Annotated in this window: 25 protein-coding genes; 6 read left to right on the top strand and 19 right to left on the bottom strand. The window is 54.3% G+C overall.

Annotation, left to right across the window (positions count from 1 at the left end; translation table 11 throughout):
• Positions 1-176: 176 nt before the first annotated feature.
• Positions 177-1,133: a LysR family transcriptional regulator gene (locus WNY38_RS15275; RefSeq protein WP_342858224.1), complete on the top strand. Its 957-nt coding sequence runs from the start codon at positions 177-179 to the stop codon at positions 1,131-1,133.
• Here WNY38_RS15275 and WNY38_RS15270 read toward each other — a convergent pair.
• From WNY38_RS15270 to WNY38_RS15255, 4 genes are all read right to left on the bottom strand, one after another.
• Positions 1,128-1,622, bottom strand: coding sequence for a RidA family protein (locus WNY38_RS15270; RefSeq protein ID WP_342858223.1), 495 nt, complete (start codon positions 1,620-1,622; stop codon positions 1,128-1,130). The genes WNY38_RS15275 and WNY38_RS15270 overlap by 6 nt on opposite strands.
• Before the next feature lie 192 nt (positions 1,623-1,814).
• Positions 1,815-4,898 (bottom strand): efflux RND transporter permease subunit, encoded by a 3,084-nt coding sequence (locus WNY38_RS15265; RefSeq protein WP_342858222.1) that lies wholly within the window; start codon positions 4,896-4,898, stop codon positions 1,815-1,817.
• Positions 4,895-6,028 carry an efflux RND transporter periplasmic adaptor subunit gene (locus WNY38_RS15260; RefSeq protein WP_342858221.1) on the bottom strand — a complete coding sequence of 378 codons (1,134 nt, stop codon included), beginning with the start codon at positions 6,026-6,028 and terminating at the stop codon, positions 4,895-4,897. The genes WNY38_RS15265 and WNY38_RS15260 overlap by 4 nt, the downstream gene beginning before the upstream one ends.
• A 258-nt stretch (positions 6,029-6,286) precedes the next feature.
• The gene (locus WNY38_RS15255) at positions 6,287-7,255 is read right to left on the bottom strand and encodes a sodium-dependent bicarbonate transport family permease (protein ID WP_342858220.1); all 969 of its coding nucleotides are present in this window, start codon (positions 7,253-7,255) and stop codon (positions 6,287-6,289) included.
• 126 nt (positions 7,256-7,381) lie between these two features.
• On the opposite strand from WNY38_RS15255, the gene WNY38_RS15250 reads away from it, so the two are divergent.
• Positions 7,382-8,302 (top strand): LysR substrate-binding domain-containing protein, encoded by a 921-nt coding sequence (locus tag WNY38_RS15250; RefSeq protein WP_342858219.1) that lies wholly within the window; start codon positions 7,382-7,384, stop codon positions 8,300-8,302.
• Between the two features lie 204 nt (positions 8,303-8,506).
• Here WNY38_RS15250 and WNY38_RS15245 read toward each other — a convergent pair whose 3' ends face one another.
• From WNY38_RS15245 to WNY38_RS15180, 14 genes are all read right to left on the bottom strand, one after another.
• Positions 8,507-8,959, bottom strand: a complete 453-nt coding sequence (locus WNY38_RS15245; protein ID WP_342858218.1) for a MarR family winged helix-turn-helix transcriptional regulator — start codon at positions 8,957-8,959, stop codon at positions 8,507-8,509.
• Positions 8,960-9,122: 163 nt separating this feature from the next.
• Positions 9,123-9,896 (bottom strand): class II aldolase/adducin family protein, encoded by a 774-nt coding sequence (locus WNY38_RS15240; RefSeq protein ID WP_342858217.1) that lies wholly within the window; start codon positions 9,894-9,896, stop codon positions 9,123-9,125.
• 28 nt (positions 9,897-9,924) lie between these two features.
• Positions 9,925-10,947 carry a 2-dehydropantoate 2-reductase N-terminal domain-containing protein gene (locus tag WNY38_RS15235; protein ID WP_342858216.1) on the bottom strand — a complete coding sequence of 341 codons (1,023 nt, stop codon included), beginning with the start codon at positions 10,945-10,947 and terminating at the stop codon, positions 9,925-9,927.
• 16 nt (positions 10,948-10,963) lie between these two features.
• The gene (locus tag WNY38_RS15230; protein ID WP_342858215.1) at positions 10,964-12,244 is read right to left on the bottom strand and encodes a TRAP transporter large permease; all 1,281 of its coding nucleotides are present in this window, start codon (positions 12,242-12,244) and stop codon (positions 10,964-10,966) included.
• Positions 12,244-12,786 carry a TRAP transporter small permease gene (locus tag WNY38_RS15225; protein WP_342858214.1) on the bottom strand — a complete coding sequence of 181 codons (543 nt, stop codon included), beginning with the start codon at positions 12,784-12,786 and terminating at the stop codon, positions 12,244-12,246. Before WNY38_RS15225 ends, WNY38_RS15230 begins: the two co-directional genes overlap by 1 nt.
• A complete protein-coding gene (locus WNY38_RS15220) occupies positions 12,783-13,796 on the bottom strand; it encodes a TRAP transporter substrate-binding protein (RefSeq protein WP_342858213.1) in 1,014 nt (337 codons plus the stop codon). Before WNY38_RS15220 ends, WNY38_RS15225 begins: the two co-directional genes overlap by 4 nt.
• 352 nt (positions 13,797-14,148) lie before the next feature.
• On the bottom strand, positions 14,149-14,682 hold the full coding sequence (locus WNY38_RS15215) for a flavin reductase (RefSeq protein WP_342858212.1): 534 nt from the start codon (positions 14,680-14,682) through the stop codon (positions 14,149-14,151).
• 12 nt (positions 14,683-14,694) lie between these two features.
• Positions 14,695-15,651 (bottom strand): PDR/VanB family oxidoreductase, encoded by a 957-nt coding sequence (locus WNY38_RS15210; RefSeq protein WP_342858211.1) that lies wholly within the window; start codon positions 15,649-15,651, stop codon positions 14,695-14,697.
• 11 nt (positions 15,652-15,662) lie between these two features.
• Entirely contained in the window at positions 15,663-16,424 is a 762-nt protein-coding gene (locus tag WNY38_RS15205; RefSeq protein WP_342858210.1) for an SDR family oxidoreductase, read from the bottom strand.
• A complete protein-coding gene (locus tag WNY38_RS15200; RefSeq protein WP_342858209.1) occupies positions 16,424-16,918 on the bottom strand; it encodes an aromatic-ring-hydroxylating dioxygenase subunit beta in 495 nt (164 codons plus the stop codon). The genes WNY38_RS15205 and WNY38_RS15200 overlap by 1 nt, the downstream gene beginning before the upstream one ends.
• Before the next feature lie 3 nt (positions 16,919-16,921).
• The gene (locus tag WNY38_RS15195) at positions 16,922-18,205 is read right to left on the bottom strand and encodes an aromatic ring-hydroxylating dioxygenase subunit alpha (RefSeq protein WP_342858208.1); all 1,284 of its coding nucleotides are present in this window, start codon (positions 18,203-18,205) and stop codon (positions 16,922-16,924) included.
• Positions 18,206-18,222: 17 nt separating this feature from the next.
• Positions 18,223-18,591, bottom strand: coding sequence for a hypothetical protein (locus tag WNY38_RS15190; protein WP_342858207.1), 369 nt, complete (start codon positions 18,589-18,591; stop codon positions 18,223-18,225).
• A gap of 10 nt (positions 18,592-18,601) precedes the next feature.
• Positions 18,602-19,741 carry an acyl-CoA dehydrogenase family protein gene (locus WNY38_RS15185; RefSeq protein WP_342858206.1) on the bottom strand — a complete coding sequence of 380 codons (1,140 nt, stop codon included), beginning with the start codon at positions 19,739-19,741 and terminating at the stop codon, positions 18,602-18,604.
• Entirely contained in the window at positions 19,742-20,911 is a 1,170-nt protein-coding gene (locus WNY38_RS15180) for an amidase (RefSeq protein WP_342858205.1), read from the bottom strand.
• Between the two features lie 162 nt (positions 20,912-21,073).
• Here WNY38_RS15180 and WNY38_RS15175 point away from each other — a divergent pair, with 162 nt between their 5' ends.
• The 4 genes from WNY38_RS15175 to WNY38_RS15160 all read left to right on the top strand — a co-directional run bounded on the left by WNY38_RS15175 (position 21,074) and on the right by WNY38_RS15160 (position 25,240).
• A complete protein-coding gene (locus WNY38_RS15175; RefSeq protein ID WP_342858204.1) occupies positions 21,074-21,637 on the top strand; it encodes a nuclear transport factor 2 family protein in 564 nt (187 codons plus the stop codon).
• Between the two features lie 186 nt (positions 21,638-21,823).
• Entirely contained in the window at positions 21,824-23,110 is a 1,287-nt protein-coding gene (locus WNY38_RS15170) for an ATP-binding protein (RefSeq protein ID WP_342858203.1), read from the top strand.
• A 141-nt stretch (positions 23,111-23,251) separates the two neighbouring features.
• Positions 23,252-23,902: a GntR family transcriptional regulator gene (locus WNY38_RS15165; RefSeq protein WP_342858202.1), complete on the top strand. Its 651-nt coding sequence runs from the start codon at positions 23,252-23,254 to the stop codon at positions 23,900-23,902.
• A gap of 180 nt (positions 23,903-24,082) precedes the next feature.
• Positions 24,083-25,240: an aromatic ring-hydroxylating dioxygenase subunit alpha gene (locus WNY38_RS15160; RefSeq protein ID WP_342858201.1), complete on the top strand. Its 1,158-nt coding sequence runs from the start codon at positions 24,083-24,085 to the stop codon at positions 25,238-25,240.
• 120 nt (positions 25,241-25,360) lie between these two features.
• Here WNY38_RS15160 and WNY38_RS15155 read toward each other — a convergent pair whose 3' ends face one another.
• Positions 25,361-26,473, bottom strand: a complete 1,113-nt coding sequence (locus tag WNY38_RS15155; protein ID WP_342858252.1) for an S-(hydroxymethyl)glutathione dehydrogenase/class III alcohol dehydrogenase — start codon at positions 26,471-26,473, stop codon at positions 25,361-25,363.
• Positions 26,474-26,578: the final 105 nt, after the last annotated feature.

The raw sequence follows: 26,578 nt of genomic DNA, 5'->3' as shown, positions 1-26,578 counted from the left end.
TTCAAACAAACGCGGGCTAGGGGCTGCAGATCCACAAGCGGCTCGTTCGTTGCACCAACTATGGCATTGCAAATTTTGGAGAAGGTAGCATTAACTTGCGACGTGGGCGTTGCCATATTGGCAACAGGGGCGTACAGGAATCGAGTGGTTTTTGTGCATAAAAATAGGGCAATGCTATGAATTTGAACGGTTTGAGATATTTTATGGAGGTTGCCAAGTGTAAGTCGATTCGACGCGCCTCTGATCGGCAACATGTTGCCGCCTCTGCCATCAGCCGCCAAATTTCTGCGTTGGAACATGAACTGGATTGTGTGCTGCTGGATCGCCGGTCTGACGGGGTAAGCCTGACAGAAGCGGGCGAGCGGCTTTGGGTGCATGGGTTGAAGATTGAGGCGCAGCTGCAATTGGTTCATTCTGATATCGATGATTTGCGCGCCCTGCATCGTGGCGTGATCCGCATCACCACGGTCGAGGGGATCACCGAAAATTTCCTGCCCGACATCTTAACCGAGTTCAATGAAGCCTATCCTGATGTGACCTTTGAAATCACCGTCGCCAGTTTGGATGAGACGGTGAATGCCTTGGATCGCTACGAGGCGGATATCGGGTTTGTCTATGATTTCTCAAACCACCACGCGATTGAAACCACGGCCCATTGCCACCAGCCTTTGATGGCTTTTGTGCCGCCCGCTCACCCCTTAAGCGACGGACGTGCGGTGGGGTTGGCCGAGATTTTGACGTATCGGCATGTTTTGCCAGATGACAGTTTTGGCATTTCGCAGCTGGTCAAACGGGTGGCGAAAAAGGAAAAGGCCGAGGTCTCGCCCTGTGCGCGCAGCAATCTTTTGAACTTTTTGCGCAACTACGCCCTGCGCACGCAAGCGGTGATGTTTGTGCCGCTGCAAGGGGTGTATAGCGAAGTGGTCAACGGGACGTTCGCGCCGGTCAATCTGCAATGCGCGGCCTTTGCGCACCGTCGTTTGTCTATCGCGCGCAGGCGTCAACGTGTTTTGTCCCCGGCAACTGAGCTGTTTTCAAAGTTCGCCGAGGACCGGTTTGCACATTGGGAAGCGCTGGACGCCAAAGCGCTTGAGGGGGCCCAACAAAGATGCTGGGCACCGTCGTCATTATGACTTCAAAAGAACCGTCATTTCGGCCTCAACAGGGGCATCCAAGCCAAGCTCGTTTTGGAACAAGGCGGCGCGCGCGTGTTTGCCACGTTCTGGGCCGAGCAGCTCAAGGTACAGATCCGAGGCGCCGTTCATCACAAGATGCGCTTCGGTAAAGCCTGGCGCGGAATTGACATAGCCAACCATTTTCACGATGCGCTCGATACGGTCCAAATCGCCGATGACCAGCTTCATCAAAGCCAAGTGGTTGAGCGCCATCAGTTTGGCAGACTCGTAGCCTTGGGCAATCGTCAGCTCGCCGCCAAGCTTGCCTTTGATCGGCATGATGTCTTTGTCGTTTTCATCGCGGATCGTGCCCAAAGTGCCCGACACGTAAAGCATATTTCCAACCTGAACTGCAGGCAGGTAGTTTCCGATTGGACGCGGGGCAGGTGGCAGTTTCAGCCCGAGTGCTTCCAGTTTTTGCTCAACAACGCCTTTGGTCTCAGTCATGATCAATCCTCTCGATGGGTACAGGTCCATCATTAGGTTTTGGGATTGGGCACGGGAAGAACGTATCAGGTAGGGGAGCTTTGCCGAAACGGCAACAAACCCTTCGCTTTGTGTTGCTCATTAAGGGTGGCGATACAATTGCGGCCAGTGACATTAAACCACTGGCCGCAAAAAATCATGTGTGGATGCGTTCTAAGCTGTGACTTCGGCTTCCAAGCGCGCCGCAGCCGCACCAGGGGCAGACCCCCAAACCGCGATCCAGCGATAAAAAATTGGGGTCAAGAACAGCGTAAACACTGTGGCAAAGCCCAAGCCGCCGACAATAACCCAGCCCACGGCGATCCGTGCCTCGGCGCCAGCACCAGAGGTAAAGATCAAAGGCAAGCCACCAAAGATCGTCGAGATCATCGTCATCATCACCGGACGAATACGCAACCGCACAGCGTTACGGATGGCCGCGTCAATGTCTTGACCTTTTTCACGCAACTGATTGGCAAACTCGACAATCAAAATCCCGTTTTTCGCCATGACGCCGATCAAAATGACCAATCCGATCTGACTGTAATAGTTCAGCGATCCACCCGTCAGCGAGATCGCCAAAAGGGCAGCGGCCAGACCAAATGGCACCGTCATCATGATCACCACAGCGCTGGCAAAGCTTTCGAACTGCGCCGCAAGCACCAGCAGCACCACAATCATCGCAACGCCAAAAACGGTGTAAAGCGCATCTGCACCATCGGTCAGCGTTGCGGCCTCGCCGGTAAAGATCAGACCCATGCCATCTGGCAAAGTCTCGGCCGCCAGAGCTTGCGCGTGAGCCATGGCGGTAGACAGGGTCGCGCCCTCGGCAAGGTTGGCTTGCAAAGCGACGGTCAAAGCACCGCCTTTGCGTTCGATCTGTGCTGACGACACAACCATTTCAAGCGAGGCCAGCGCAGAGAGGGGCACATAGCCGCCATCATCCAAACGCACGGACAAGGACGCGATGTCTGACGGGTCATCGATGGGCGGACCGCCTGGTACAACGTTGACGTCAACTTCTGTGTCATTTTCAAATACGCTGACGGCGACATTGCCTTGCACCATGGCGCTGATCAGGGCTGTCATTTCAGAACTGGTCAGCCCCATGTCGCTGGCCGCGGCATCATCAACGTTCACTTGCAATTGCGCGTCAACGCTGTCGCTTGACAGTTGTGGGTTCACGAAAGTCTCATCTTGCGCCATGGCCGCGATCAAGGTCTCAGCTGCGGCGGTCATGTCGTCAAGGTTCGTGCCTGTGACAGCCAATCCCAGTCCACTGCCCCCGCCACGAATGTTCAGACTGTTGGTCGATCTGGCACTCACACGCACGCCCGGAATTGCCGACAGTTGGCCGTTGATTTTGGTCATCAGCTCGGCTTGGGAAAAATCGCGATCATTCCAATCGGGTAGGCGCACAATAATAAAGGCACTTGTCCCACCCCCAACGCCGACGATGCTTTGCACTGTCTCGATTTCGCCGGTTTCTTGGTAGGGCTCAAGGATGTCTTCAACCATCACCACCTGACTGTCGAGGTAAGACACGGTTGTGTCCGACGCACCGCGCGCTTGGATCAAAAAGAAACCACGGTCTTCGGTCGGCGTCACGGTTGATGGCAAGGTTGTGGCAGCGCCGATAGAGATGATCACAAAGGCGCCCGCTACAGCGATCACAAAGACAGGCGTTTTGATCGCCAAGTCCATGATTTTGTCAAAATATTTGGCCAGTGCGCTTTGTTTTTCAACCTCAGGCGCGCGCTCTGCGTCGCGTTTTCCGGGGTCCAAAAGGGCTGCCAAAACAGGGGTCAATGTCAGCGCCGTGAAAGACGATAGCGTCACAGCAAAGGCCAGAACAAAGCCGAATTCCGCGAACACGCCACCGGCCTGACCGGGCAAGAATGAGATTGGAATAAACACCGCCGCTAAGGTCGCGGTGGTCGAGATAACGGCGAAGAACACCTCATTGGTGCCCGCTGCGGCCGCCGCGAAAGCGCCCATGCCTTCTTTGCGTTTGCGCACGATGTTTTCGATCACAACAATCGCGTCATCCACAACCATGCCCGTGGCCAAAACAAGCGCGAGCAAGCTAATGGTGTTGACCGAAAATCCGGTGATCCAGATCGCGGCCAATGTGCCGATCAGCGCCACTGGGATTGTCACCGCAGGGATAAATGTGGCGCGAGGAGAGCGCAGGAACACAAAGATCACCGCGACCACAATGGCCGTGGCCAGCATGATCGATTTCACAACTTCTGAGATAGAGCCTTCGATAAAGATACCATCGTCTGAGCCGATAATCAGCTCAACACCTTCAGGCAGTTGCGCTTGAAGTTCATTCACGGCGATGGTCACGGCGCGCGAAATATCAAGCGTGTTGCCGATGGATTGGCGCGTGATGTCCATGCCAACTGCCGTCTGACCGTTGACGCGGGCAAAGACAGAGCTTTCTTCGGGGACAAGCTGTACCAATGCGACATCTGCAACCGTAGTGGTGCTGTTGATCTGCACCGCGGCGATGGTTTGAACCGTGACATTCTTGCTGGCGACACTCAACGAAAGGGTCTGATTTTCAGCCTCTATTGAGCCCAAAGGCGTGTCATCGCGTAGGTTTTCCAAAGCCGTGCTGACATCTAAAATTGTCAAACCTCGGCTCAGCAAAGATGTCAGATTGACTGTGACCCGAAACTCGTTCGACCGATTGCCGCGCACGGTGACTTCGGCGATCCCGTCAATCGTTGAAAGCCGCTCGTAGATAGGCCCTTCGGCCAATTGGGTAAGCTCGTCAAATGAAGCATCCCCCAGCAAAGCCAGACGGATAATCGCATCAGAGTTGGTGTCGCTTTTGCTGACCTCGGGATCATCCACATCATCGGGCAATTGGCGCAAGGTGTCGGATACGATTTCACGGGCTTCATTCGCGGCGACATCAACATCCGTGCCGTCGGACAGATCGATGGTGATCCGGCTTGATCCAGTGCTTGAGGTCGACTCGATGTAAGACAGCCCTTCCAAAGCGCTTAAAGCGTCCTCAAGCACTTGGGTGATTTCTGAATCCACCGTCGCAGGGACCGCGCCCTCATAGGTGGTGCGCACAGACAGAACAGGGCTGTCGACATCTGGCATTTCTCGCACATCGACACTTGATAAAGCCGTTAAGCCCGCGATAATGACCAAAAGGTTCAAGACGATGCCAAAGATCGGTCGGGCGACAAAGGTATCGGCGAACCCCGCCTTATGCAGTTTTTTCTCTAAGCTCATGGCTTGCCCTTTGCATCAGCGGCTGAGGTTACAGCGGCGCCCGCGCGCAGTTTGGCGGCACCTTCGACGATAATCTCACTGCCCAATGGCACATCTGTTTCAATCCAAACCTGATCGCCTTCGCGGTAACGGATGGCAACCGAATGGCGCGCGGCGTGGCCTTCATCCGAGACCCAAATACCAGCGCCTGTGCGATCCCATGTCAGAGCGGTTGAGGGCACAACCGGCAGGGGTTCTGTCTCGTCAACCATGCGCACGTTGAACGTCATGCCAGACAAAAGCAGACCTTGCGTGTTGTCAATTTCGGCGCGGCCTGTTGCACTGCGCGTCACGGCGTCCAGCTGGGTGTCGAAGCCAGTGATAGCGCCATCGAAAATGCGTCCTGCGTAGGTCGGCGTACCAATCATCACAGGCTTGCCGATTTCCAGCAGGCCGACAGAGCGTTCAGGCACTTCGAATTCCGCCAAAATGGTGCTGGAATCGTCAATGCTGACGATGGCAGTATTTGTCGAAATATAGTCGCCGACTTGAATATCGCTCAAACCCAATTGACCCGTGATAGGGGCGCGAATGACACGATCTTCCAAGGCGATTTGGGCCAATCCGACATTGGCTTCGGCCAGACGCAAAGCAATGTCAGCTTCGGTCAGTGAGACATTCGTCACCGTCAGATTGCCGCTGGCCTTCAAGGTCTCATAGCGGTCTACGGTTGTTTGCGCTTGATCACGTTCTGCCACGGCGATTTCCAAGGCAAGCTGTTGCGTGCGGTCATCCAGTCTCACAAGAACATCACCGGCTTCGACGCTCCCGTTTGCGGCCATCTTTACCTCGGCCACAGTGCCAGATTCGCTGGCGACGACATCGACACTGTGCAGCGCGGTCGCTGTGCCAATGGTGCGCAAGACAAGTGCGTAGTTTTGCTCTGCCAGCGGTGACAAAACCACTGTCGTTGCACTGTTGCGCCGTCCGCCGCCACCTGGACCACCACCACGCGCAGGTGTTGCAGCGCCTGCATCACTGGATTCATCGGGCTTGACCAACGCAGCAACCGCAGGCGGCAGGCCAAAAGTATAAACATAAGCCACAGACAGGACCGCGACGGATGCAACAACGACAAACAATTTCTTCAAACGAATGTTCCTCTAACTGATTGTGACCGTATATATTTTTAGGCCTTTAGACATAGTTACGTGACACTCTGAATTTTCCGTTGCAAAAAAGATATTTAATGTTGCTCACATTGGCGTGAAGATCGTTTTTGAGGCAGTTAGCGCGACCTTCACGCTATCATATCGACTTGCGCACTGCAGTTACGTGACCGTGAAACAGCCGATCATGCAGGTGCTCAAAAGCTGGCTTTCATCTTAAAATTCGTCACGACAAGCCCATTAAACCCAACCTGACATCAAAAAGTAAAGCGGCATGCCGAGTGTGAGATTGAAGGGGAAGGTGACACCAAGAGCGAGGGACAGGTAGATGCCGGGCTTTGCCTCAGGCAAGGCCAAGCGCATCGCAGCGGGCACAGCGATATAAGACGCGGAGGCGCTTAAGACCATCATCAAGAATGCGCCACCTGAAGACAGACCGATCAGGGCGGCCATACCCAAGCCAAAGAAGCTGCCAATGACCGGCATAATGCAGCCAAAAACCAGCAACCCAGCAGTGATATCTTTGCGATTTTCCATCAAGCTGCGCCCCGCAGACAGACCCATATCGAGCAAGAAGAGCGCTAGAACTCCGGTGAACGGCACAACGATAAAGGGATGAAGGTCCTCAAGACCTGCTTCGCCGGTCAATCCGCCGATCACGAAAGAGCCAACCAGAAGCACGATAGAGCCATTGCCAAGTATATGGCGAATAAGTGCAGAGTCGATCGCCGCAGCCCCACCGCTGCGTGCGGCAATCCAAAGCGCGGATATGATGGCTGGCACTTCCATGACGGCGGCCACGGCCACAAGATAGCCTTCGGACGAGATGCCGCGCGCTTCAAGCAGACTGACAGCCGTGACAAAGGTGACAATCGAAATCGACCCATAATGACCCGCGACGGCGGCGGCATTCATCGCATCAAGTTTCGTTAGGTTGCGCAAGAGCACATAGGCCACAAAGGGCAATATGAAAGATAAGACCATGCCAGCGCCAAGCGAGGCGACCAGCTGCGCGTCGATGCCGCTTTTGGCCACAGCGGCCCCACCTTTGAATCCGATGGCCAAGAGCAGATAAATCGACATGATTTTCGCCGCACCCACTGGGATCGAAAGGTCACTGCGGGCAAAAGCGGCAATCAGACCAAGTATAAAAAACAAGATGGTAGGCGCGAGCAGGTTGCTCGCCAAAGAGGCGATTGAGAGTTCCATGTCTGGTCCTTTTGGTTGGTGGCGGCCCCGCGCAATTGCGCGAGGGAGGGAGACGTGGCTGCGATATCGCTTGAAATAAGAATACTCTCAAATATATATAAACTGTATTTTATATAGTCTGGAGCTATGATGCGCCCAACCCTTCGCCAGCTCGAATATATTGTCGCCATCGCCGAAACCGGACAGGTCGGACTGGCTGCGGCAAAGTTGAATGTCAGCCAGCCAAGTCTGTCAGCGCAATTGGCTGAGGTCGAACAAGACCTTGGGGCAACTTTATTTCAACGCGGGCGCTCTGGTTCCAAGATCACGCCCGTAGGCGAAGATGTTGTGCGGCGCGCGCGCCAAATTTTGCATGAATTGGAAGATCTGCGCGCAGCTGCCCAAGGTGGCGGGATTTTTCAAGGGCGGTTACGTTTGGGGGTTTTGCCATCGGTGGGGCCCTATTTACTGCCCGGCGTGGTGCAGCGATTGCACAAAGAACATCCCAGTTTTCGCCTGATCGTGCGCGAAGAAAACACCCGCGATCTTGACGAAGGGCTGCGCAGTGGGCGGCTTGATATGGTCATTTCTACGCCTGAAGATCATCCCGGAGCGCGTCAGGACCATCTGTTTACTGAGAAACTTTGGGCGGCTGTGGCCCATGATCATCCGCTGTCGCGGGGCGCTAAATCTTTACAATTGGCGGATTTAAAAGGGCAAACCTTGCTGACGCTGGGCACACGGCACCGGTTGTCGCATATCGTTGCTGGTCTGGCCGCAAGTGGCGGTGGGCGTGTGTCGGACGAATATGAGGGCACCAGTTTGGACGCCATTCGTCTTATGGCGGCTGCAGGGGCAGGGATCGCGATTTTACCCAGTATTTATGCCGCGATTGAGGCGCGCCGTGGCACGGATGTGCGTCTGTTTGCGATAAACGACCCCTCTGCCAGCCGGGATATTGCGTTGATTCAGCCGCAATTGCCGCAGCCGCGTTCGGGCAGTGACGTTCTTGTGGATATTCTTGGCAGCGAAGCGCAGAAGATCTTGAAGCACACGCCCGCCTTTTAAAGCCTAAGATAGATGGTGTATCTGTGCGGCCAAACGGCGAGAGGCCTCTGTCACCTCGTCGCCAAGAGCACCGTTATCGACCGCCCACCACAAAACCATGCCACCAACGTTTAAAGCCGCTAGGACAAGGGCGGTGGTTCGTCGATCTTCGGTGTCTCAGATGGGTTGTTTTCATAAAGCCAGATCATCGCCTTCAGCAGCGCTTCATAGCTTTTTCAGGCTTGCAAAGAGATCGGATAAAGTGCTGTTCAACGCGGCCAGTTCTGCGTCTGACAGTTTCGCAAATGTGCTCTCGAAAATGGCCTGCGCTTCGGCAAAAGCCTTTTTACGCAGCTTCTCACCTTTGTCCGTCAGGCAGACTTCTGTCACGCGTCCATCCGTGGGGCGCACGCGGGTCGACACCAGACCGTCACTCATCATGCGTTGTACAACCTTGGTGGTGGTGTTGAGCTTTTGCGCCGAAAAATCTGCAATTTCGGACACGGACAGATATTGATCCTCGTACAGACTCATCATCGCGCGCCAACGAGGCAAATCAACGCCGTATGATTTGATGCGGCGTTCCAAAGCATTGGCATAGGCCGCGTTGATTTGACTGACCCAAAAGAAAGGCCAATTTTCTTTAAATTTATCGGGGTTATCCTGGTGTACGGTCACAACTGTTTCTCTTCGCGTCAGGTTTGTTCCCTTAGTCTAGTGAGCTTTACCGTGAAATAGAATGTAAAAGTGATACGAACTGACCGAAGCTTTGGGCGTCGCATGCAAAACAGGGCTGCACAGCGGCAGCCCTGTAAAACCTCAAGAAAAACTGCGCCCGAACTCAGGCGAACTCAGGTCGATCGCGTTTCATTTTGCGCACCATGGCATCATAAAGCAAAGTCGCGAAAGAGGCGTTGTCTTTCAGGCGCTGCGCATCTGCGGCGCAGCGTTGTTTGACCTCATCGGTCAAGGCATTGTTCGGCCCGGGAATGCCCCCTGCCGCACATTGAATTTCGGCAGCACGCTGCACGGTCCACAACAAGAAAAACGTCAGCGGAATATCGGCTTCACAGACCGCGATCCCGTGGTTGCGTAAAACCAAAACATGTTTGTCCTTGAGCGAGGCCAACATACGTTCGCGTTCCTCGTCATAGATCGTGATGCCTTCAAAGGTGTGATAGCCCACCCGCCCGTACAGCTGCGCGCCGTAAAAACTGTCATGATCGATATCAAAGCCTTTCATGGTCATCGCAGAAATCGGCGTCGTATGCGTATGCGCGATACAGCCCACATCAGCGCGGTGCGCGTGGATGGCCCCATGCAGGGCAAAACCCGCGGGGTTTGGTTTGTATTCACTGTCACGCAACAGCTTGCCATCCACCCCCACAACCAACAGGTTTTCTGGGGTCACCTCGTCATAATGCAGTCCCATCGGGTTAACGAGATAGGCGTGATCCTCGCCAGGCAAGCGCACGGAAATATGGTTGAAAATCAATTCTGTCCAGCCAAGGTAGCTGACGAGATGATAGAAGTCCGCCAACTGCACGCGCAGCTCGGCTTCGGTCATGCCATCCATTGGCACGGAATCTTTGGCAGGGGAACTTTGCATGGTCATTGAGAGATCCTTTCGAGCAGGTTGGCGGTCATGCGGTGGTTGCGACAGGGCGTAGCGTTTTAAGGGCTGCAGGCACCTGCGCGAGAGAAAGAGGAATGCTGTCAGCTGTTTGAATAAGGTCTAACAGCGCTTGCAGAACGGGCATGTCTTTGCCCTTAGCTTGTGCAAACACCATCGGCGCGCGGCAAATGGCGTCAAGTTCTAAGGGTTTGCCCGCCAAAGCGTCTTGCAACATCGAGGTCGGAAACGCGCCCGCATCGATCAGCAAATCCGTGAGCCACGGGTTTGGCGGCAGCTCATATCCCTCCGCTGTAACCCAATCGCGAAACTCATCGGCAAGGGCTGTGGCGATATCACACAGCGCTGGTGTTTTGCCGATCTCATCCAGCATCGCCCCTGTCAAAGCCGATAGCGGATTGGTGGCAAAGTTGGCCAACAGTTTAACCAAAACTTTTTGTCGAATGTTCGGGTGCAAATCCGTGCGCACATCGCCTTGTTCCAACAGTGCGATCAAAGCCTCGACATGGCTTAGATCGACGCCCGCGCAGACAGTTCCAAGACTGAGCGTTGGCGTGTTGCTCGACTGAGCCTGCCCGCTGGCATCGGTTTGTACCGTCATCAACAGCACCGCGCCAAGCACTTGTTGGGGCGTCAAAAGTTCTGCCAAACCACCGTCAGGGTCCAACAGCGAGGCCGCGCCAAAACCGGTATCATCGGCGTAAAACCAAAACGGCAATCCGTTCACCATCGGGATCACCAAGGTGTCCGGGGTGATGGCGGCCTTATTCAGCTTAATGGCGCTTGCAAGGCTTTGCGACTTCACACAGACAAACAGCGCATCCATCGGCTCACTCAGCTGCGCGCAGGTCTTAGGGCGCGCTGCAATCACCTTGCCTCTGTCATTCAATTGCACGCCGTCTTGGGTGATCTGCTCTAGGCGCGCTCCGCGGGCGGTCAGCCAAACCTTGGCATCAGATTGCGACAAAAGCGCGGCCATGGCGGTGCCGATATTACCGGCACCGATCACGCCAATCTTATAGGGAGTGGTCATTGTTTTTCTCGTCTCTCTAAGTGAGGAATAACACCAGCACAGGGAAGGCTGTTAAAAGTGCTATCCGAAGCACATCCATGAACACGAAAGGCACAAGGCCTTTGAAGATCGTCCCAAGACGCACATCGGGCACGACGGAGCGCAAAACAAAGGCGTTCATGCCCACGGGCGGGGTGATGTAGGAAATTTCAGTGACCATCACCACGAAGATACCAAACCAAATCAGGTCGATCCCAAGGTTGGCGGCAATCGGGTAAAAGACGGGCACGGTAAGCATGATCATCGACAGGCTTTCCAACACACAGCCCAAGGCCAGATAAATGCACAGCACAATCACGATGAACCCCAGCGGACTGTTGGTCAGCCCTGTGATCAGCGATTGGATGTCTTGGGTCATACCCGACATATTCACATAGTTGGTAAAGGTCAGCGCCCCGAAGAGGATGAAAAACATCATCGCGGTGGTTTTCATCGTGTCAAACAACACCGCCAACGTGGCTTGGACCGAAAACTGACGCTTCAAAATAACCAAGACAAAGGCGCCAGCCGCCCCCATGCCCGCACTTTCGGTGGGGGTGAACACGCCAAGGTAAATTCCGCCCATAACAAAGGTGAACAAGGCCAAGGCGCCAGCAGTGCTTTTGAGCGCGCGGATGCGATCCATCAGTGGCAGTTTGGATTCTGTCTGCAGATCAATGCCTTGAAACCGCATGGAAAGGCGCACGGCAATGGAATAGCCAATGACGCCGATCACGCCAGGAATAAGCCCTGCCAGAAACAAACGTCCGATGTCTTGTTGGGTCAAAATGCCATAAAACACCAAGATCACAGAGGGTGGGATCAAGATGCCCAAAGTGCCACCCGCCGCGATAGCAGCCGTCGACAGCTGATCAGGATAGCCATAGCGGCGCATGGACGGCAGCGCTATTTTCGTCATGGTCGCAGCGGTCGCAAGCGATGAGCCACAAACCGACGAAAACGCTCCACAGGCCACAACAGTGGCAATTGCCAAACCGCCTTTGCGATGCCTCAGCCACGCATAGGCGGACTCGTATAGCTCGCGTGCGATGCCCGATTGCACCACGAAATTCCCCATCATCAAGAACAGCGGCAACACAGACAGCGAATAGTCGCGCCCATTGTCGAAAAACACAGACCCCAGCAGGGCCAAGGAAGGCGACCAGCCGATAATGGCCACAACCCCCACCAATCCGACGCTGGCCAGCGCGAAGGCAATGGGCACGCCCAAAAACAACAACACGACCAAGATAGCCATGCCAACGGGCCAATGTTCCATCAGTTTTGTCCTTTGTGGCTCAACTGCAAATACAAGCGTTTGAGCGGTAAAAATGCGGTGATAAGACCGCCGATAAGCGCGCAAATGGCGCAAAAATAGCCCAAGGGCGCGATGGGAATGCTCAAGCTGGTGGTCGACCCGCCGTAGCCGCCGATTTGGCCTGCGTAGATCCAGATGCGCCATGCGACGACCACAAGAATGACGCCGCTCAACAGCCCTGTCAGGGCTTGGCGAAAGGGTTGCACCGCGTCGGGAAATTTATCGGTCAACAGATCAACCGTCACGTGATTTTCGGCTAAAGACACAGCACCCAGACCCAGAAAAATCACCGCGCAGAGCAAGATTTCGGTCAATTCACCCGCCCCTTTGATTGGGGCATTGAAGACATAGCGGCCAACAACATCGCAGACCGTCAGCCCCATCATCGCGACCAAAAAAAGCCCACCTATACCTCCCAAGATGATCCCCGAAGGCGTCAGGTGGTGGTCAGGAGACGCAAGATTTTGCGCCTCCTGACGTGGTGTTTCCGCAGTGTCGGTCATTTTTCAGCAACGACTGCGGCGATTTCAGCTTTGAGCATCTCAAGAGCAGCGGGGCCGTCCACGCCAGTCTCTGACACTTGCGCAACTTTTTCATCAATCACAGGCGCCAGGGCTGCCGTCCACGCAGTAACCTGTTCATCTGTCGCTGGTGTCACGATTGTTGATCCGGCCATGGCCTCGAGGCCCGCTGCATCCGCGCGATCCCACATTTGACCCGCCATGCGCGCCAAGGCTTCGCCAGTCACACTGTCGATTGCCTCTTGTTGCTCTGCGGGCAGGCTGTCCCATTTTGCCTTGTTCATCACGATGTAAAACGACGTGTTGTACAAGCCACCGGGGACAGAAACGCCCACTTCAAGCTGCGGGATCAGTTTAAAGAAATTCACCGACTCGTAAGGGAACAGGATGCCGTCGGCCACGCCTTGGCTTAGCAATTCGTAAGCTTTCGACGATGGCCCCTCGACAGGCACCGCGCCCAACGTGGATGTCACTTCATGAACAATGCCGCCGCCCACGCGTAGCTTTTTACCGTCCAAAAGATCGACAGCGCTTGCGTCGCCCTCTTTTAGGAAAATCTCGCCTGGACCATGGGTGAAGACCCCCAGCACCTTGACCGCGTCATATTCGCCAGCGTCTTTGAGCATGGCATCAAACGTGCGCCAGTAACCGACGGAAATCGCTTCTGCACTGTCGCCCAAGAACGGGATTTCTGCGATATTCGTGGTCTTGAAACGACCCGGATTGTACCCTTGCACGCCAAAGGTGATGTCCGCGACGCCATTGATGGCAAAGTCAAAATGCGCAGCTGGCGGTCCTAATGGGGCGGGCAGGATATTGGCGACAACTTCGCCGCCTGTCGCAGCCGTGATTTGCTCTGTCATAGGCACGATGACCTCAGAGACAAGCGGGTGCGATGGCGGCAACCAATTGGCCACAGTCAATGTTGTTTCAGCAAAAAGCGGGTTGGACAAAACCATAACCGCGGCGACGGAGGAGAGTAGTTTTTTCATTGTGCGTTTCCCTGTTGTTGCACTGGCACACCTTGCGTGCGCCTGTTTTGTGTATGTCGGATCGTTTGGCGAAGACGGCCAAAAGGGGTGGGGGATTTTCAGCGTGACATCTGGTCATGCTTGGCCACGTGGTGGGCCGTCCTGTTCGATTTCCCTTTGGTCTCCTTCGCCTTATTACAGTAAAAATACCGCTTTAATTTGGGTTGGATCAAGAAAACTTCGACCCTGTGAGAGGCTTAACCCAAATAACTGTGCATTCCAGTGTGGATGGTCAAAAAACAAGCAGTGTGACTGGGCCTTGCCTGATCTTGATGCACAATCTGACAGCGTGGCGAATCTCTTATCTGAATGCTTACCCCTTTTGCGTCGGGTCTGGGGTGGAGGCTGGCGTCTCACCCGTCTCTAAGTGGTGAAAATCACGACTAAAATAGACCAAACCGCGATCCGTTTTTGCCGGCAAATGTACGTTTTCGATTTCGCAAAACATCACCGAATGCGACCCTTGTTTCAACACAGATCCGATCCGGCAATCGAAAGCGACATTGGCGTCACGCAACACCGGCGCGCCTGTGTCCATCGTGAACCAATCGCCATGAGAAAACCGATCCACGCCTGGGACAAAACGGGCAAAAATATTTGACAGATCTTGGTGATGCGCGGCCAGAACATTGACGCAGACCGTGCCGTTTTGCAAAAACTTATCATGCACGAAAGCCGCGCGATTGACGCAAACCAACAGCGTGGGCGGCGCATCGGTCACCGAACACACAGCAGAGGCCACGAGCCCGTGTTTGCCCGCCACCCCGTCCGAGGTGATCAAGTTCACGGCCGCACCCATACGGCTCATGCCGTCGCGAAAATCGCGTTGAGATTGCGTCAATTCCATCGTCATCGCTCCCTAAAGGTCCAAAACCAATTTGCCTTTGCCGCGCGAACAGCAGGCCATAATCACATCGCCATCTTCGCGTTCCTCATCCGTGAGAAACTGGTCGCGGTGGTCAATATCGCCGCTGATCACATCAGTCATACAGGTGCCGCAAACGCCTTCTTCGCATTTCACTTCGATCTTGATGCCTTGCGCTGCCAGCGCCTTGGCGATGGTGTCATCTGCACCCACGGTCACTGTGACACCACTTTCGGCGCATTCAACTTCAAAACTATCACCGCTCAGGTCGACATCTGCCGAGAAATATTCACGGTGGACGTTTTCAGTGGCATGACCCGCGCCCTCAGCCGTGGAAATCACCCAGTCCATAAACCCCTGCGGGCCGCAGACATAAAGGTGGGTGCCTTCAGTCGCATCAGGCAAATCACGTGTCAGATCAAGACGTTGTGCATCATCGCGATCATCAAAGTGAAAGATGATTTTATCTGCAAAATCAGCAGCTTTCAGTTCATCCAAGAAGGCTGTGCCCTGCTCAGAGCGCGTGCAATAATGCATAACAAAGTCTTTGCCCAAAGCTTGCAGACGCTTGGCCATGGCGATCATCGGCGTAACCCCAATGCCGCCGCCCAAAAGCACGGAAAGTTCGGCTTGCTCGTTCAGCGGAAAGTGGTTGCGCGGGCCTTCGATTTTGAAATCAACGCCTTCGATTGCACGTTTATGCACCGCAACAGATCCGCCGCGCGACGCCTGATCTTTCAGAACACCGATCTCGTAAAACGTGGTTGCCGCCGGATCAGAGCACAAAGAGTACTGCCGCCACAGATCCAAATCTGGAAGGTAAATATCAAGATGTGCGCCGGCTGTGAAGGGCACAACAGGCCCGCCATCTTTTGGGGCAAACCGAATGCGCGCGATGTCACCACGATCATCATGGCGGGCTGTCACTGTGTATGTTTGTGCTTGTGTCATTTTATGAACCCTTAGCGCATGAAAAGCCCGCCATTGACGTCCCAACAGGCGCCATTGACGAAAGCAGACCGAGGAGCGGCGAGCATCGCCACCAATTCGGCCACGACCACGGGGTTGCCCAATTGCCCGACGGGAATATTGGCGATGGCCTTGTCGATATTGTCGCCCAAAACTGCGCGTACCATGGGCGTGTCCATGGGGCCGGGGGCAATGGCGTTGCAGGTGATGTTGAACGGTGCCAGATCGCGGGCAAAGATTTTGGTCAGTGTCAGGATCGCGCCTTTTGAGGCCGCGTAATGCGCGCCCGTAGCCGTTCCACCATTTTGCCCCGCAAGTGACGCCATATTGATGATGCGGCCATATTTGCGCTCTTTGAAATGTCGCCCGAACGTCTGGCAGCCGGTAAAGGTACCGCCCGCGTTGACGGCCATGATGTCGTTGAACACGGCCGGATCGATATCCATCACCGGTTCGGCTTTGGTGCGCGCCGCGTTGTTGACCAGCACTTCGACAGAGCCATAGCGCAACACGCATTCATCCAGCACGCGCTGCCAATCGTCGGGCTTGGACACATCAAGGGTCGCGGTCATCGCGGTGTCGCCCGACAGGTCAAGTTCTGACACCAAAGCGGCGGCGTCAGTGCCCGGGTCCACATCGGTGATGATGACGCGAAACCCGTCTTTGTGCAGCGCACGGCAGACTTCGGCGCCAAAGCCGCGCGCGCCGCCTGTCACCACGGCTGTTTGGATTTTTTCTGGAAGAGGTGTGGCCATCAGAACAAATAGCTGAATGAATTCAGCATCCCATCAGAGTTAAGAAGTTTTGCGATCTTGCGATCCAGTTTGAAGCCGTCTTCGGTCTTTCTCAACGTGTAAAACAGGTTCGCGGCCCAAACGCGTTGCCGACCGAATTTATTCTCGATCAAATGCTCGGCGACGCGCACTTTGATGGTATCATTCTCGGCGCTTTCAATCACGATTCGGCTGACCGTACGCACTGTGTCGGCAGCGGGGGCAGACGAAATGGAAAAGCCGCGATTGAAACGATCCACGCGCATGCGGCGCATTTTGTCGTCATCGTAGCAAAGGTTCAGTTGGTTTTTGTAATCCTCGCCGTCTCCCATGGGCAGAATGTAAATGCCGTCTTGCGTCCAAAGATCCAGCCAGGCACCATAGTTTTTTGCGTCAAGCATATCGGCTTCTTGCCACAGGAATTCAGTGACATCCGCCAACAACGCTTTCGTGTCGATTTTGCTCATCTCAGTCATGGTTCAAGCCTCCTCGACCATCATACGTTTCCACATTTTATAGGCGGCGCGCATGCCGGTTTCGGCGCTGATATGACCGCGCGGGCCCATGGTGCCGGGTTCTTCGTCGACCATGCCGCGATTGACAAGAATGGGCAGATCTTCGCCGCCTTGTGTGCCACGTTGCACCCGTTCCCAGACCTCGGCGTCATCGGGCGAGCCAAAGCCCATCGGCCCTTGAAAATGTTCATGCAAGCGCAGACGGGTTTGGTTGGCAATTTCAGGCCCGCCATCCATACCAAGCGCCATGTGGCGAATGTCAGTTTTGTCGACGCTGATCGGGGTCAGGACGCGGAAGAACGACAACGAGAAAGACACATTCGGAAACAGGTTCATGTTGAAGCCTGGCCCGCCAACGGCAAGCACGATCTTTTTGACCTGCTCCTCAGAGTAGCCCTCTTTGCGAATCTCTTCTGCGAGCCATTCAAAGCGCGGCTCTATAGGGTCGTCCAAGCGGTCGTCCAAATCCTCGCGCGTGGGCATCATCATCATGATCGAATGCCCGTTGCCCAAGTCTTCGACCCAGCCTTCGTTCTTTTCCATGAAAGCAAACAGGTCTTCGGTTGTCTCGTCCAGCGTTTGCATGAAGGATTTATGCACGACTGGGAAATGGTAGGCGTCGGTGGTGTTTTCCAACTGCACTTTCCAGTTCATCGGCACAGAAAACTGATGTTCGCCCAGCACTTTAACAGGGAAGCCGCCACCTTGCTTCATGAACAAAGTCATGTAGCGGCACACTTCTGGCCCAAGGAAATCGACAAGCGGTTCGGCGTCTTCATTGAAGGTGGCAAAGACCATGCCTTCAAAGGATTCTGTGCGCAGTTTCAGCAAACCGTGCTGTGATTTGTCGAAATCATCGCCATATTGTTCGGGGTAAGGTACAGCCCGCAAGGCACCATCAAGCCCATAGCCCCAGCCGTGATAGGGGCATTGGAACGACGCCGTTTTGCCCTTTTTCACTTCGCAAACGGTTGCTGCACGGTGACGACAGCGGTTGACCATGCAGTGGATTTTACCCTTGCGGTCACGCACCACGATCACCGGATCAAGACCCACATTGGACAGCTTGAAAGAGCCTTTGTCGGCAAACTCACTTTCATGCGCAACCCAGACCCAAGTTTTTTTGAAAATCCGGTCCATCTCTTCTTTGAACAGCTCGGGGTCTTCGTACATTTCGGTGGCGACCTTGGCGTTTCCTACATCGTAGAGCGCATCCAGATCGCTGAATTTTGGCATATCAAGAGACATGTGTCAGCTCCCGTGGTTTACAGAATTTCGGTGGGAATTTCGAGCGCGCGCCCCATACGGGCTTCAACGGTCATGTATTTCCACAGGCGATCATTGCCTTCGCCCACAACAATGGTGCGCAAGAGATTACAGGCCGCCTGAACAGCTTCGCGATCAGGGAAATCCGCAAGAATATACCATGTGTATGGAAAGCCTTGAGTGGCGCCCACCATAGTCTGGTCGTCGTCAAAAGTGCCAACAATCTGCACACCTTCCATCTGGTCGATGCCCATCATCAGCGCTTGGGTGGCTTTCCAAACAGGGCCGATCTGATCAAACGGCAGGCTGAAAAAGGTGGGGTGATTGTTAAAGCACAACAAGGTGCGCAAAGGTGTTTTCTCAGTCATGTTACGTCTCCTATGGGTATCCGGGCATTGTGGGTTCGTCGAACATGGCAGCACCTGCGCCTGTCCATGTGCCTTCGCTCAAAAAAGCGTGTTGGGCCACTCCAGCGGCGTCCAACATGTAGCGGCCAAGCGGGTGGCCCTCATTAATGACGGCTGATCCGCCAAGGGCAAAGGCCATCCGTGCGGCCTCTGCGCCGTCTTTTGCAGCCTTTGAGGCCACAAGACGCAAACGAATATGCGTGTCGCGGCTGACCGTCTCGCCGTGTTCAAGCTCTGCGTAGGCGTCTTCCAGCGTGTCGTAAAACAGCGCGCGTGCGCCCAAATACAGGCCTCGCGCTTTGGCATATTCGCTTTGCAAATAGGGCCGCGCGCCGGGTTTTGGTGCGCCTGTTACAGATTGGCGTGATCCGCTGTCGTGGATGAAATCCAACGCCGCCCGCGCCGCCCCCAAGGCCACGACTGCCAGAACCTGCGAGGCCAGCGCCATTGATGGATAGCGGAAGATTTTGTCATCCATGGTGGGTTTGGACCCACGCACGAAAGTCCATTCGCGGGGCACAAAAACACCATTCGCTTTGATGTCGTGCGACCCCGTGGCGCGTAGACCAAGGGTTTTCCACGTGTCCACCACCTCGATCTTTGCCGCTGGCATGATCGCGATCAGTGGCAGTTTGGTCTGTTGATCCTCGACCTTGATTCCCGCGCCCGCTAAATCCGCGCCCATAATGCCAGAGCCCCAAGGCCATTGGCCCGTCACCTCGTAACCGCCCGCGACCGTTTTTGCAGGCTGGGGCGGGAACATAGCGCCCGCAAAGACTGTGTCGGGGTTCTTGCCAAAAATTTCGGCATAGGTCTCGGGGGGCAGGGTGCTCAAATACGTCGCGGACACGCCAAAGCTTGCGACCCAACCGGCAGAGGCATCCGCGGCTGAGATGTCTTCGATCATGCGGCAAAAATCTGCAGGGCTTTTCTCGTCGCCGCCAAACCGTGCGGGCACAAAAGCGCGGTAGACGCCCATGCCTTTGAACTGGTCCACAACGTCCCGAGGAATATGCCGCAACTGTTGAAATTCACCAGCGCGGGCTTGAATGCTGTCCAACACCTTTTGGGCGTTCAGCGGTTGATCCGTCAGCGCGGAAAGAGTGTTCATTTATATGTCCTCCTGTTGGAATGCAGGCAATGTCGAGGCCATCCATTCAGCGACGGCGCAAAGCTGTGCGTCCTCGCCTTTGCGGCCAATAATTTGGATGCCCGCAGGCAAGTGATCTGGTCCAACGGTGATCGGCAAAACGATCGCCGGATGTCCGCTGAGATTAAATGGCCGTAAAAACTTGGTCAGCGGCAAAACCGCTGCGGGGTCTTTTGCGGCCTCCAGCGTGGGCGGGATCATGGGCAAAGCGGGGGTGATCAGCGCGTCATAAGTGGACAGCGCTGCGTCCACCTCTTGGGTGAAAATATCGCGCATGTCTTCAGCGGCGCTCAGCTGTTCTGGGGTGATGTTACGCGCCTTGATCAAGCGTTGCAGAATGTCCGCACCCAAGGGTGCATTGGCATCCACCAGCGGGCCGTAAGCTGCGGCGGCTTCCACACCGATCACGGTCATGCCAGCGTCAAAGGCCGCCTCCATATAGGGCAATTCCAGAGAGCACGCATCCGGCAGAATTTCCATCAAAGCAAATATCAAAGGGTCGCCAACAGATTGATCTGTATCGCATTTAATCCGTGCAAGGCGCGGCTGCGTGGTCAAAACCGTCGGCGTAAATGTCGGATCAATCGCCGCCATACCTTGGGTAAGCATTTGTGCTGTGCGGGCGAAAACCCCGACGCAATCGAGCGAACTGTCCTTTGGGTGGCAGCCTTTGCGGCTCACGCGGCCAAAGCTGGGCTTGATCCCGTAGACGCCACAGCAGATTGCAGGTTGGCGCACAGAGCCGCCGGTATCTGTGCCCACGGCAAAATCACAAATCTCTGCGGCGACAGCAACTGCCGAGCCAGAGGAGGAGCCACCCGGGATGCGGTCCGGCCAGCGCGGGTTTAGGGGCGTGCCAAAAGCGGCGTTTACTCCCGTGACCCCATAGGCCAGCTCATGCATATTGGCTTTGCCGATGATCTTGCAGTTTTTAGATAGAACGCTTTCAACCACCACGGCATTTTGTGTCGCAGGGGCGGCGTCTTTCAGCGCGGCAGAACCACAGGCCGTCACCATATCTTTGATGTCGATACAGTCCTTGATCACCACACTTAGGCCCGCTTTGCTCCTGCCTAGATCCATGTCTAGAGTGTGCGCCAAAGCGCCTATATCCTGTCTGGTTACAGTCATATTGTTCCCGTTGTTCTGTTCGTTTTTTAGGCGCTATTTACGGTAGAATTACTGTAATTGCGCATGGCGTCAATAATTTTCATGTGAATATTGAAATACTTTTTGAGATTGCGCATGACTAAGGCAAGACGATTAATAATCCAGCATAAGAAAGACGCGCTCATGACCACAGACCGTATTGCCGCCCTAGAATCCCGCCTCGGCCAATTGGAAGCCGAAGCAGATATCCGCCGTTTGCAGGCGCGCTACATGTTCTTATGTGACACGCCAAACCCTGAATTTGGCTCCAATGATGACGCGGACCGTATTGACCGGATCATGGAGCTCTACGCCCCAGAGGCCACATGGGAGGGTGTTGGCGAATATTATGATGGGCAATTTGGACGTGCCGAGGGCTGGGACGCCATCAAAGCGCATTTTGAAAACTTCTGGGGCGCAAAAGTGAATCCTGCGCTGATCTTGAACTGCCACTACCTGACATCAGAACAAATCCGCGTCGCGCCCGATGCCCAAACCGCCGAAGGCAATTGGGTGCATATGCAGCCTTGGTTGTTCTCTGACGGCAAAGCCCTGCTGCGCTCGTCGCGCCTTTTTAATAAATTCCGCATATGCGAAGACGGTGTTTGGCGTTTTACCCAGAACAGAACCGAAAACGTCTTTGTCGCGCCGCTCGCGTCCACATGGGCGTCGGACTACCCGTCTAAATCGGTTCTGATGCAGCCTTGAGCGCTGCTGCCAAACAACCATGTTGATGGTATAGCAACGGCGCGTCGAACCGCTTGCCCCGATCCAAGCGACCTGAACAGCTGGAAGGGTCCAGATTAAATATACAATTTACGGACTTTCTAATGATCAAATGGTGTGATATCCAGTGATCAATACGTGAGACATATTTTTGGGAGCACCTGACGGATGATTGAGACTGAAGAGTATCTATCTCGTCATCTTATGACTGAGTTAAATGAAGCTGTCGCATCTGCGCGGATTGTGAACTTGGTCGGCCCTAGGCAAGTCGGAAAGACCACGCTGGTTAGAGATTTATTTGAGCATGGTCGCTTCATTACACTGGATGACGCAGCAGTTTTGTCTGCGATTGAGGCTGATCCCGAAGGTCAGCTTGCAAGTCTGATGCAAGACCTTGGCGACGCTCCGCTCATTATTGACGAGGCGCAAAGGTCAAAAACCCTTGCACTGGCAATTAAGCGCACGGTCGATGCCAGTCGGCGCAAAGGGCAGTTCGTTTTGACGGGCTCGTCTAATGTCTTCACAACCACGGATGTCGCGGATTCGCTTGCCGGCCGAATGCGTACGCTCAAGCTTTGGCCTTTGTCGGTCGCTGAAATTAAGTCTGCGCCTGCGAACCGTTTGATTGATTGGGCAATGCAAACAGCGCCAAATCTTGGGCAGATTTCCGAACCTGAACCACTTTTGCGAAACGACTACATAGATCTCATTTTGGCAGGTGGATTTCCCGAAACCAGAAGCTTGCCTTTACGCGCGCGCCAGCGCGGGTATCGTGATTATATCGATGCGGTGGTTGAGCGGGATGTGGCAGATCTGACGCCAGTGCGAAAACCGGATGCGCTGCGCGTGCTCATCGACCAAATGGCCGCGCGCTCAGGTCAAGAAATTAACACTTCGCAATTGGCAAAACTGACGAAGCTGCAGCGCATTACAGTTGACCAATACATTGATATTCTGGTTCGGCTTTCGATGTTGACCAAGCTTGGAGCATGGACCTCCGGCGAAGCGCGGCGTGAGATCAAAAATCCGAAATATCACTTTGTTGATTCAGGGATAGCCTGTGCGTTGCGGCGTTTTACCAACACGAGCTTTGAGGTCGATCACACGCCGCAGGCTTTGGGCGGGTTACTTGAGAGTTTTGTTGCCGGTGAACTGCAACGATCTTTGCCGCTGCAAAACGAGGACTATAGACTTTATCACTGGCGCAGCCCAGATCAGCGTGAAATCGATATTTTGATCGATGGCGGAAACCATCTGGTCATGGTCGAAGTGAAGGCGTCCGCTTCAGTCAGTCACGACGATTTCAAACACCTGAAATGGTTTGCGCACGATGGGCCTGGTAGGGGCAGGGCGTGCATAGGCATCGTATTCTATTTTGGCCGCGAGAAACTCTCATTTGGCAATGGTAATTTTGCTTTACCTGTGAGCGCGCTGTGGAGCAGCGTTACGGTTTAAAGGTGTATGCCTCTTCAGGAGTTGGCTGGTTAATTTACCTATAATCAATATTATGTAAAATTATTTGATTAATCTAGAGGGCTACAAATACTAGTGCATTAGGGTTACGGTTGAGTGCGAGAACACGGAGTAAATACAAATATGCCGACGCCCACGATTGATCCTGAGACCATGAACGCGACGGTCTATGGCGACCTGCGGATCAAATTGATCACGGGGCAGCTCAAACCGGCTGAGGCGGTGTCCGTGCGCCAGCTTGCCGAACTTTACGGCGTCTCGACCATGCCCGTGCGCGAAGCCTTGCGACAATTGGCGTCCGAAGGCGCGTTAAAATCCGCCGCCCGCAAAGCGTATCGCGTGCCCGACTTGACCGCAAAAGAGGCGTCAAACCTGTTTTTTGTGCGTGGTGTTCTGGAAGGGGCCGCGGTCGAACTGGCGGCGCAGCGGATGACAAAACGCAAGCTATCTACGCTGGAATCTGCCGTTAAAAAAACCCGCATCTGTTTGAACAGGCGCGATGTATCTGGATTGTTGCTGGCCAATTATGAATTTCACAGCACCATCTATCAAAGCGGTGACAACGGCGCGCTCGCGCTTAGCATTGATCGTCTTTATGTCCAAACAGGGCCTTGGTTGGCCCATGGTATCATGAACCTTGTGGACGCAGACAATTGGCTTGGCGAACATGATCTGATCATCGACGCCCTAAGACAGGCTGATTCCAAAACAGCACGCAAGCTGATCGAAGAGGACGCCTTTTGGGGCGTTGATCTGTACCGTCAGCGGGCCTGACCCCCCACAATTTGCGCGCACTTTTTTCCAACGCCTAAAATATTAGCAAGCCTCAACTGGCCTTTAGCGGCACGTCGAAAAGACGTTCGCTGGAAACGTGATAGGTATATTTTCTTTTGCTTATTGCGCTCAAGTTCCCTACATCTGTGATCACAGATTCACTTTTATTTGGAGCGCGACATGCCAGCCAATACCCCACTTAACGCACAAGGGTTGCGTCAGCATCTGACAGAATTGACAAGCCGGTCAAAGGATGAGGCCTATAGCATGCCGTCGCCCTTCTATACGTCCCAAGACTTCTTGGACCTTGAAAAAGAACAGATTTTTAGCAACGAATGGGTCTGTGTTGGTCATGTTGGCGAGGTTGCTGAACCCGGTGATTTTTACACGACAGAACTGATCGACGAACAACTTTTGGTCGTGCGCAACGACGAGGGTGACATCAACGTTTTGTCCAACGTCTGTCGTCACCGCGGCAATTTGGTCGAGGCTGAAGCCAGCGGCAATCGTCGCAGTTTTGTGTGCCCCTACCACGCTTGGACGTATAAACGTGACGGCGCGTTGAAAACCGCGCCTTTGATGCGAAAGGCCAAAGCCTTTGACGCAAAAAAATGCAGCCTTCCACAGTTCAAAACCGAAATTTGGAACAACTTCATCTTTGTGAATTTGGATGGCAAAGCAGACCCATTGGCGCCACAACTGGCCTCGCTCGACGGCATTTTACACAACTACCACCATGAATTGCGGAACCTTCTATTCAAGACCGAAGATGTCTGGGGCACCAACTGGAAAAACCTGACCGAGAACTTCATGGAAGGGTATCACCTGTTTGCGACCCACCCAAAAACATTGCAACCGATGACCCCGACGCAGCTGTGTCGCAAGGTTCCTGGCGAAGATCGTTGGACAGCGTATCGGTCATACTATGATCCAGAATACCCGCCGCGCGGTCCGTTTCATGATGACATGACAGAAGACGAACAACGCAATTCTGTATTGTTCAACATCTTCCCCAGCTTTGTTGTGGCTGTTGCGGCGAACTACACTTTGTTCCTGTGTCTGCGCCCTAATGGTGCGGATAAAGTATCAATTCGCTGGGGTGTTTGTGGTCTCAAAACGGATCCAACAGACCCCGAAGTTGTCGCTTACGTTGACCTGTGCAAAGCGTTCAACGCCGAGGACAAAGAAAAATTGGAAACCTTGCAACAAGCGCAGAAAACGCGCTTTTTCGCAGGTGGCCCGTTGGCGCCAGATGATCTGGAAGGCACAATTTGGGATTTCTTAGCCTACATGGACAGCAAGCTGGGCGTTGAACCTGTCGCCGCTGCCGCTGAGTAATCCAAAGCGCGCGCCTGCGGTGCTGGCGCGCGGCATTCACTACAAAAGCGATTTCAAACCCTGCCCCGATGATCACAACATTCTTCATGGCAAAGCTCCTTTGGTCCCACCCTTGGAGTTTTAAAACTCGACGACAGCGCGGATGGATTTGCCCGCATGCATCAATTCGAACCCATGGTTGATTTCATCTAAGGTTAGCTTGTGGGTGATCATTGGGTCGATTTCGATTTTGCCGCCCATGTACCAATCAACGATTTTAGGCACATCTGTGCGACCTTTTGCGCCGCCAAAGGCGGTCCCGCGCCACACACGTCCTGTCACCAATTGGAACGGACGCGTGGAAATTTCCGCGCCTGCTGCAGCCACGCCGATGATGATGCTTTCACCCCAGCCTTTGTGGGCTGCTTCAAGCGCTTGGCGCATGACGGTGGTGTTGCCCGTGGCGTCAAAGGTGTAATCCGCGCCGCCGCCTGTCAGCTCGACCAGATGGGCCACAAGATCGCCCTCGACTTTGGTTGGGTTCACGAAATCTGTCAGGCCGAAATAGCGGCTCATTTCTTCTTTGTCGTCGTTCAAGTCAACGCCAACGATTTGATCAGCACCTGCCATGCGCAGACCTTGGATCACGTTCAGGCCGATGCCCCCCAAGCCGAAGACAACGCAGCGCGATCCGATTTCGACCTTGGCCGTGTTGATCACAGCGCCGATGCCGGTGGTGACACCGCAGCCGATGTAGCAAATCTTGTCAAACGGCGCGTCTTTGCGCACTTTTGCCAAAGCGATTTCTGGCACAACAGTGTGGTTCGCAAAGGTCGAACAGCCCATGTAATGGTAGATCGGCGTGCCATCGAGCATGGAAAAGCGCGTCGTGCCGTCAGGCAACAGGCCTTTGCCTTGAGTGACGCGGATCGCTTGGCACAGGTTGGTTTTGCCAGACAGGCAGTATTCGCATTGGCGGCATTCAGGCGTGTAAAGCGGGATCACGTGATCGCCGACTTCCAGCGTTGTGACGCCCTCGCCCACTTCCAAAACGATGCCTGCGCCCTCGTGGCCAAGGATGGTCGGGAAAATGCCCTCGGGGTCGTCGCCTGAACGGGTGAATTCATCCGTGTGGCACAAACCAGTGGCCTTGATTTCGATCAGAACCTCGCCCGCTTTCGGACCTTCAAGATTCACGTCCATAACTTCAAGGGGTTGACCTGCGGCTACGGCTACGGCGGCACGTGTTCTCATCATCGGGAAGGCTCCATGGGTTATTATGTACATACTTATTATTATTTAGCATGCTAAATAAGATGTAATCTGAACTGGGTCAAGCGACCTGTTTGACAAACACAA

The sequence above is a fragment of the Pacificibacter sp. AS14 genome (assembly GCF_038899935.1).
Lineage (GTDB): Bacteria > Pseudomonadota > Alphaproteobacteria > Rhodobacterales > Rhodobacteraceae > Celeribacter.
The sequence above is the reverse complement of the archived record's forward strand: the minus strand, read 5'-3'. Positions and strand labels throughout refer to the sequence as shown.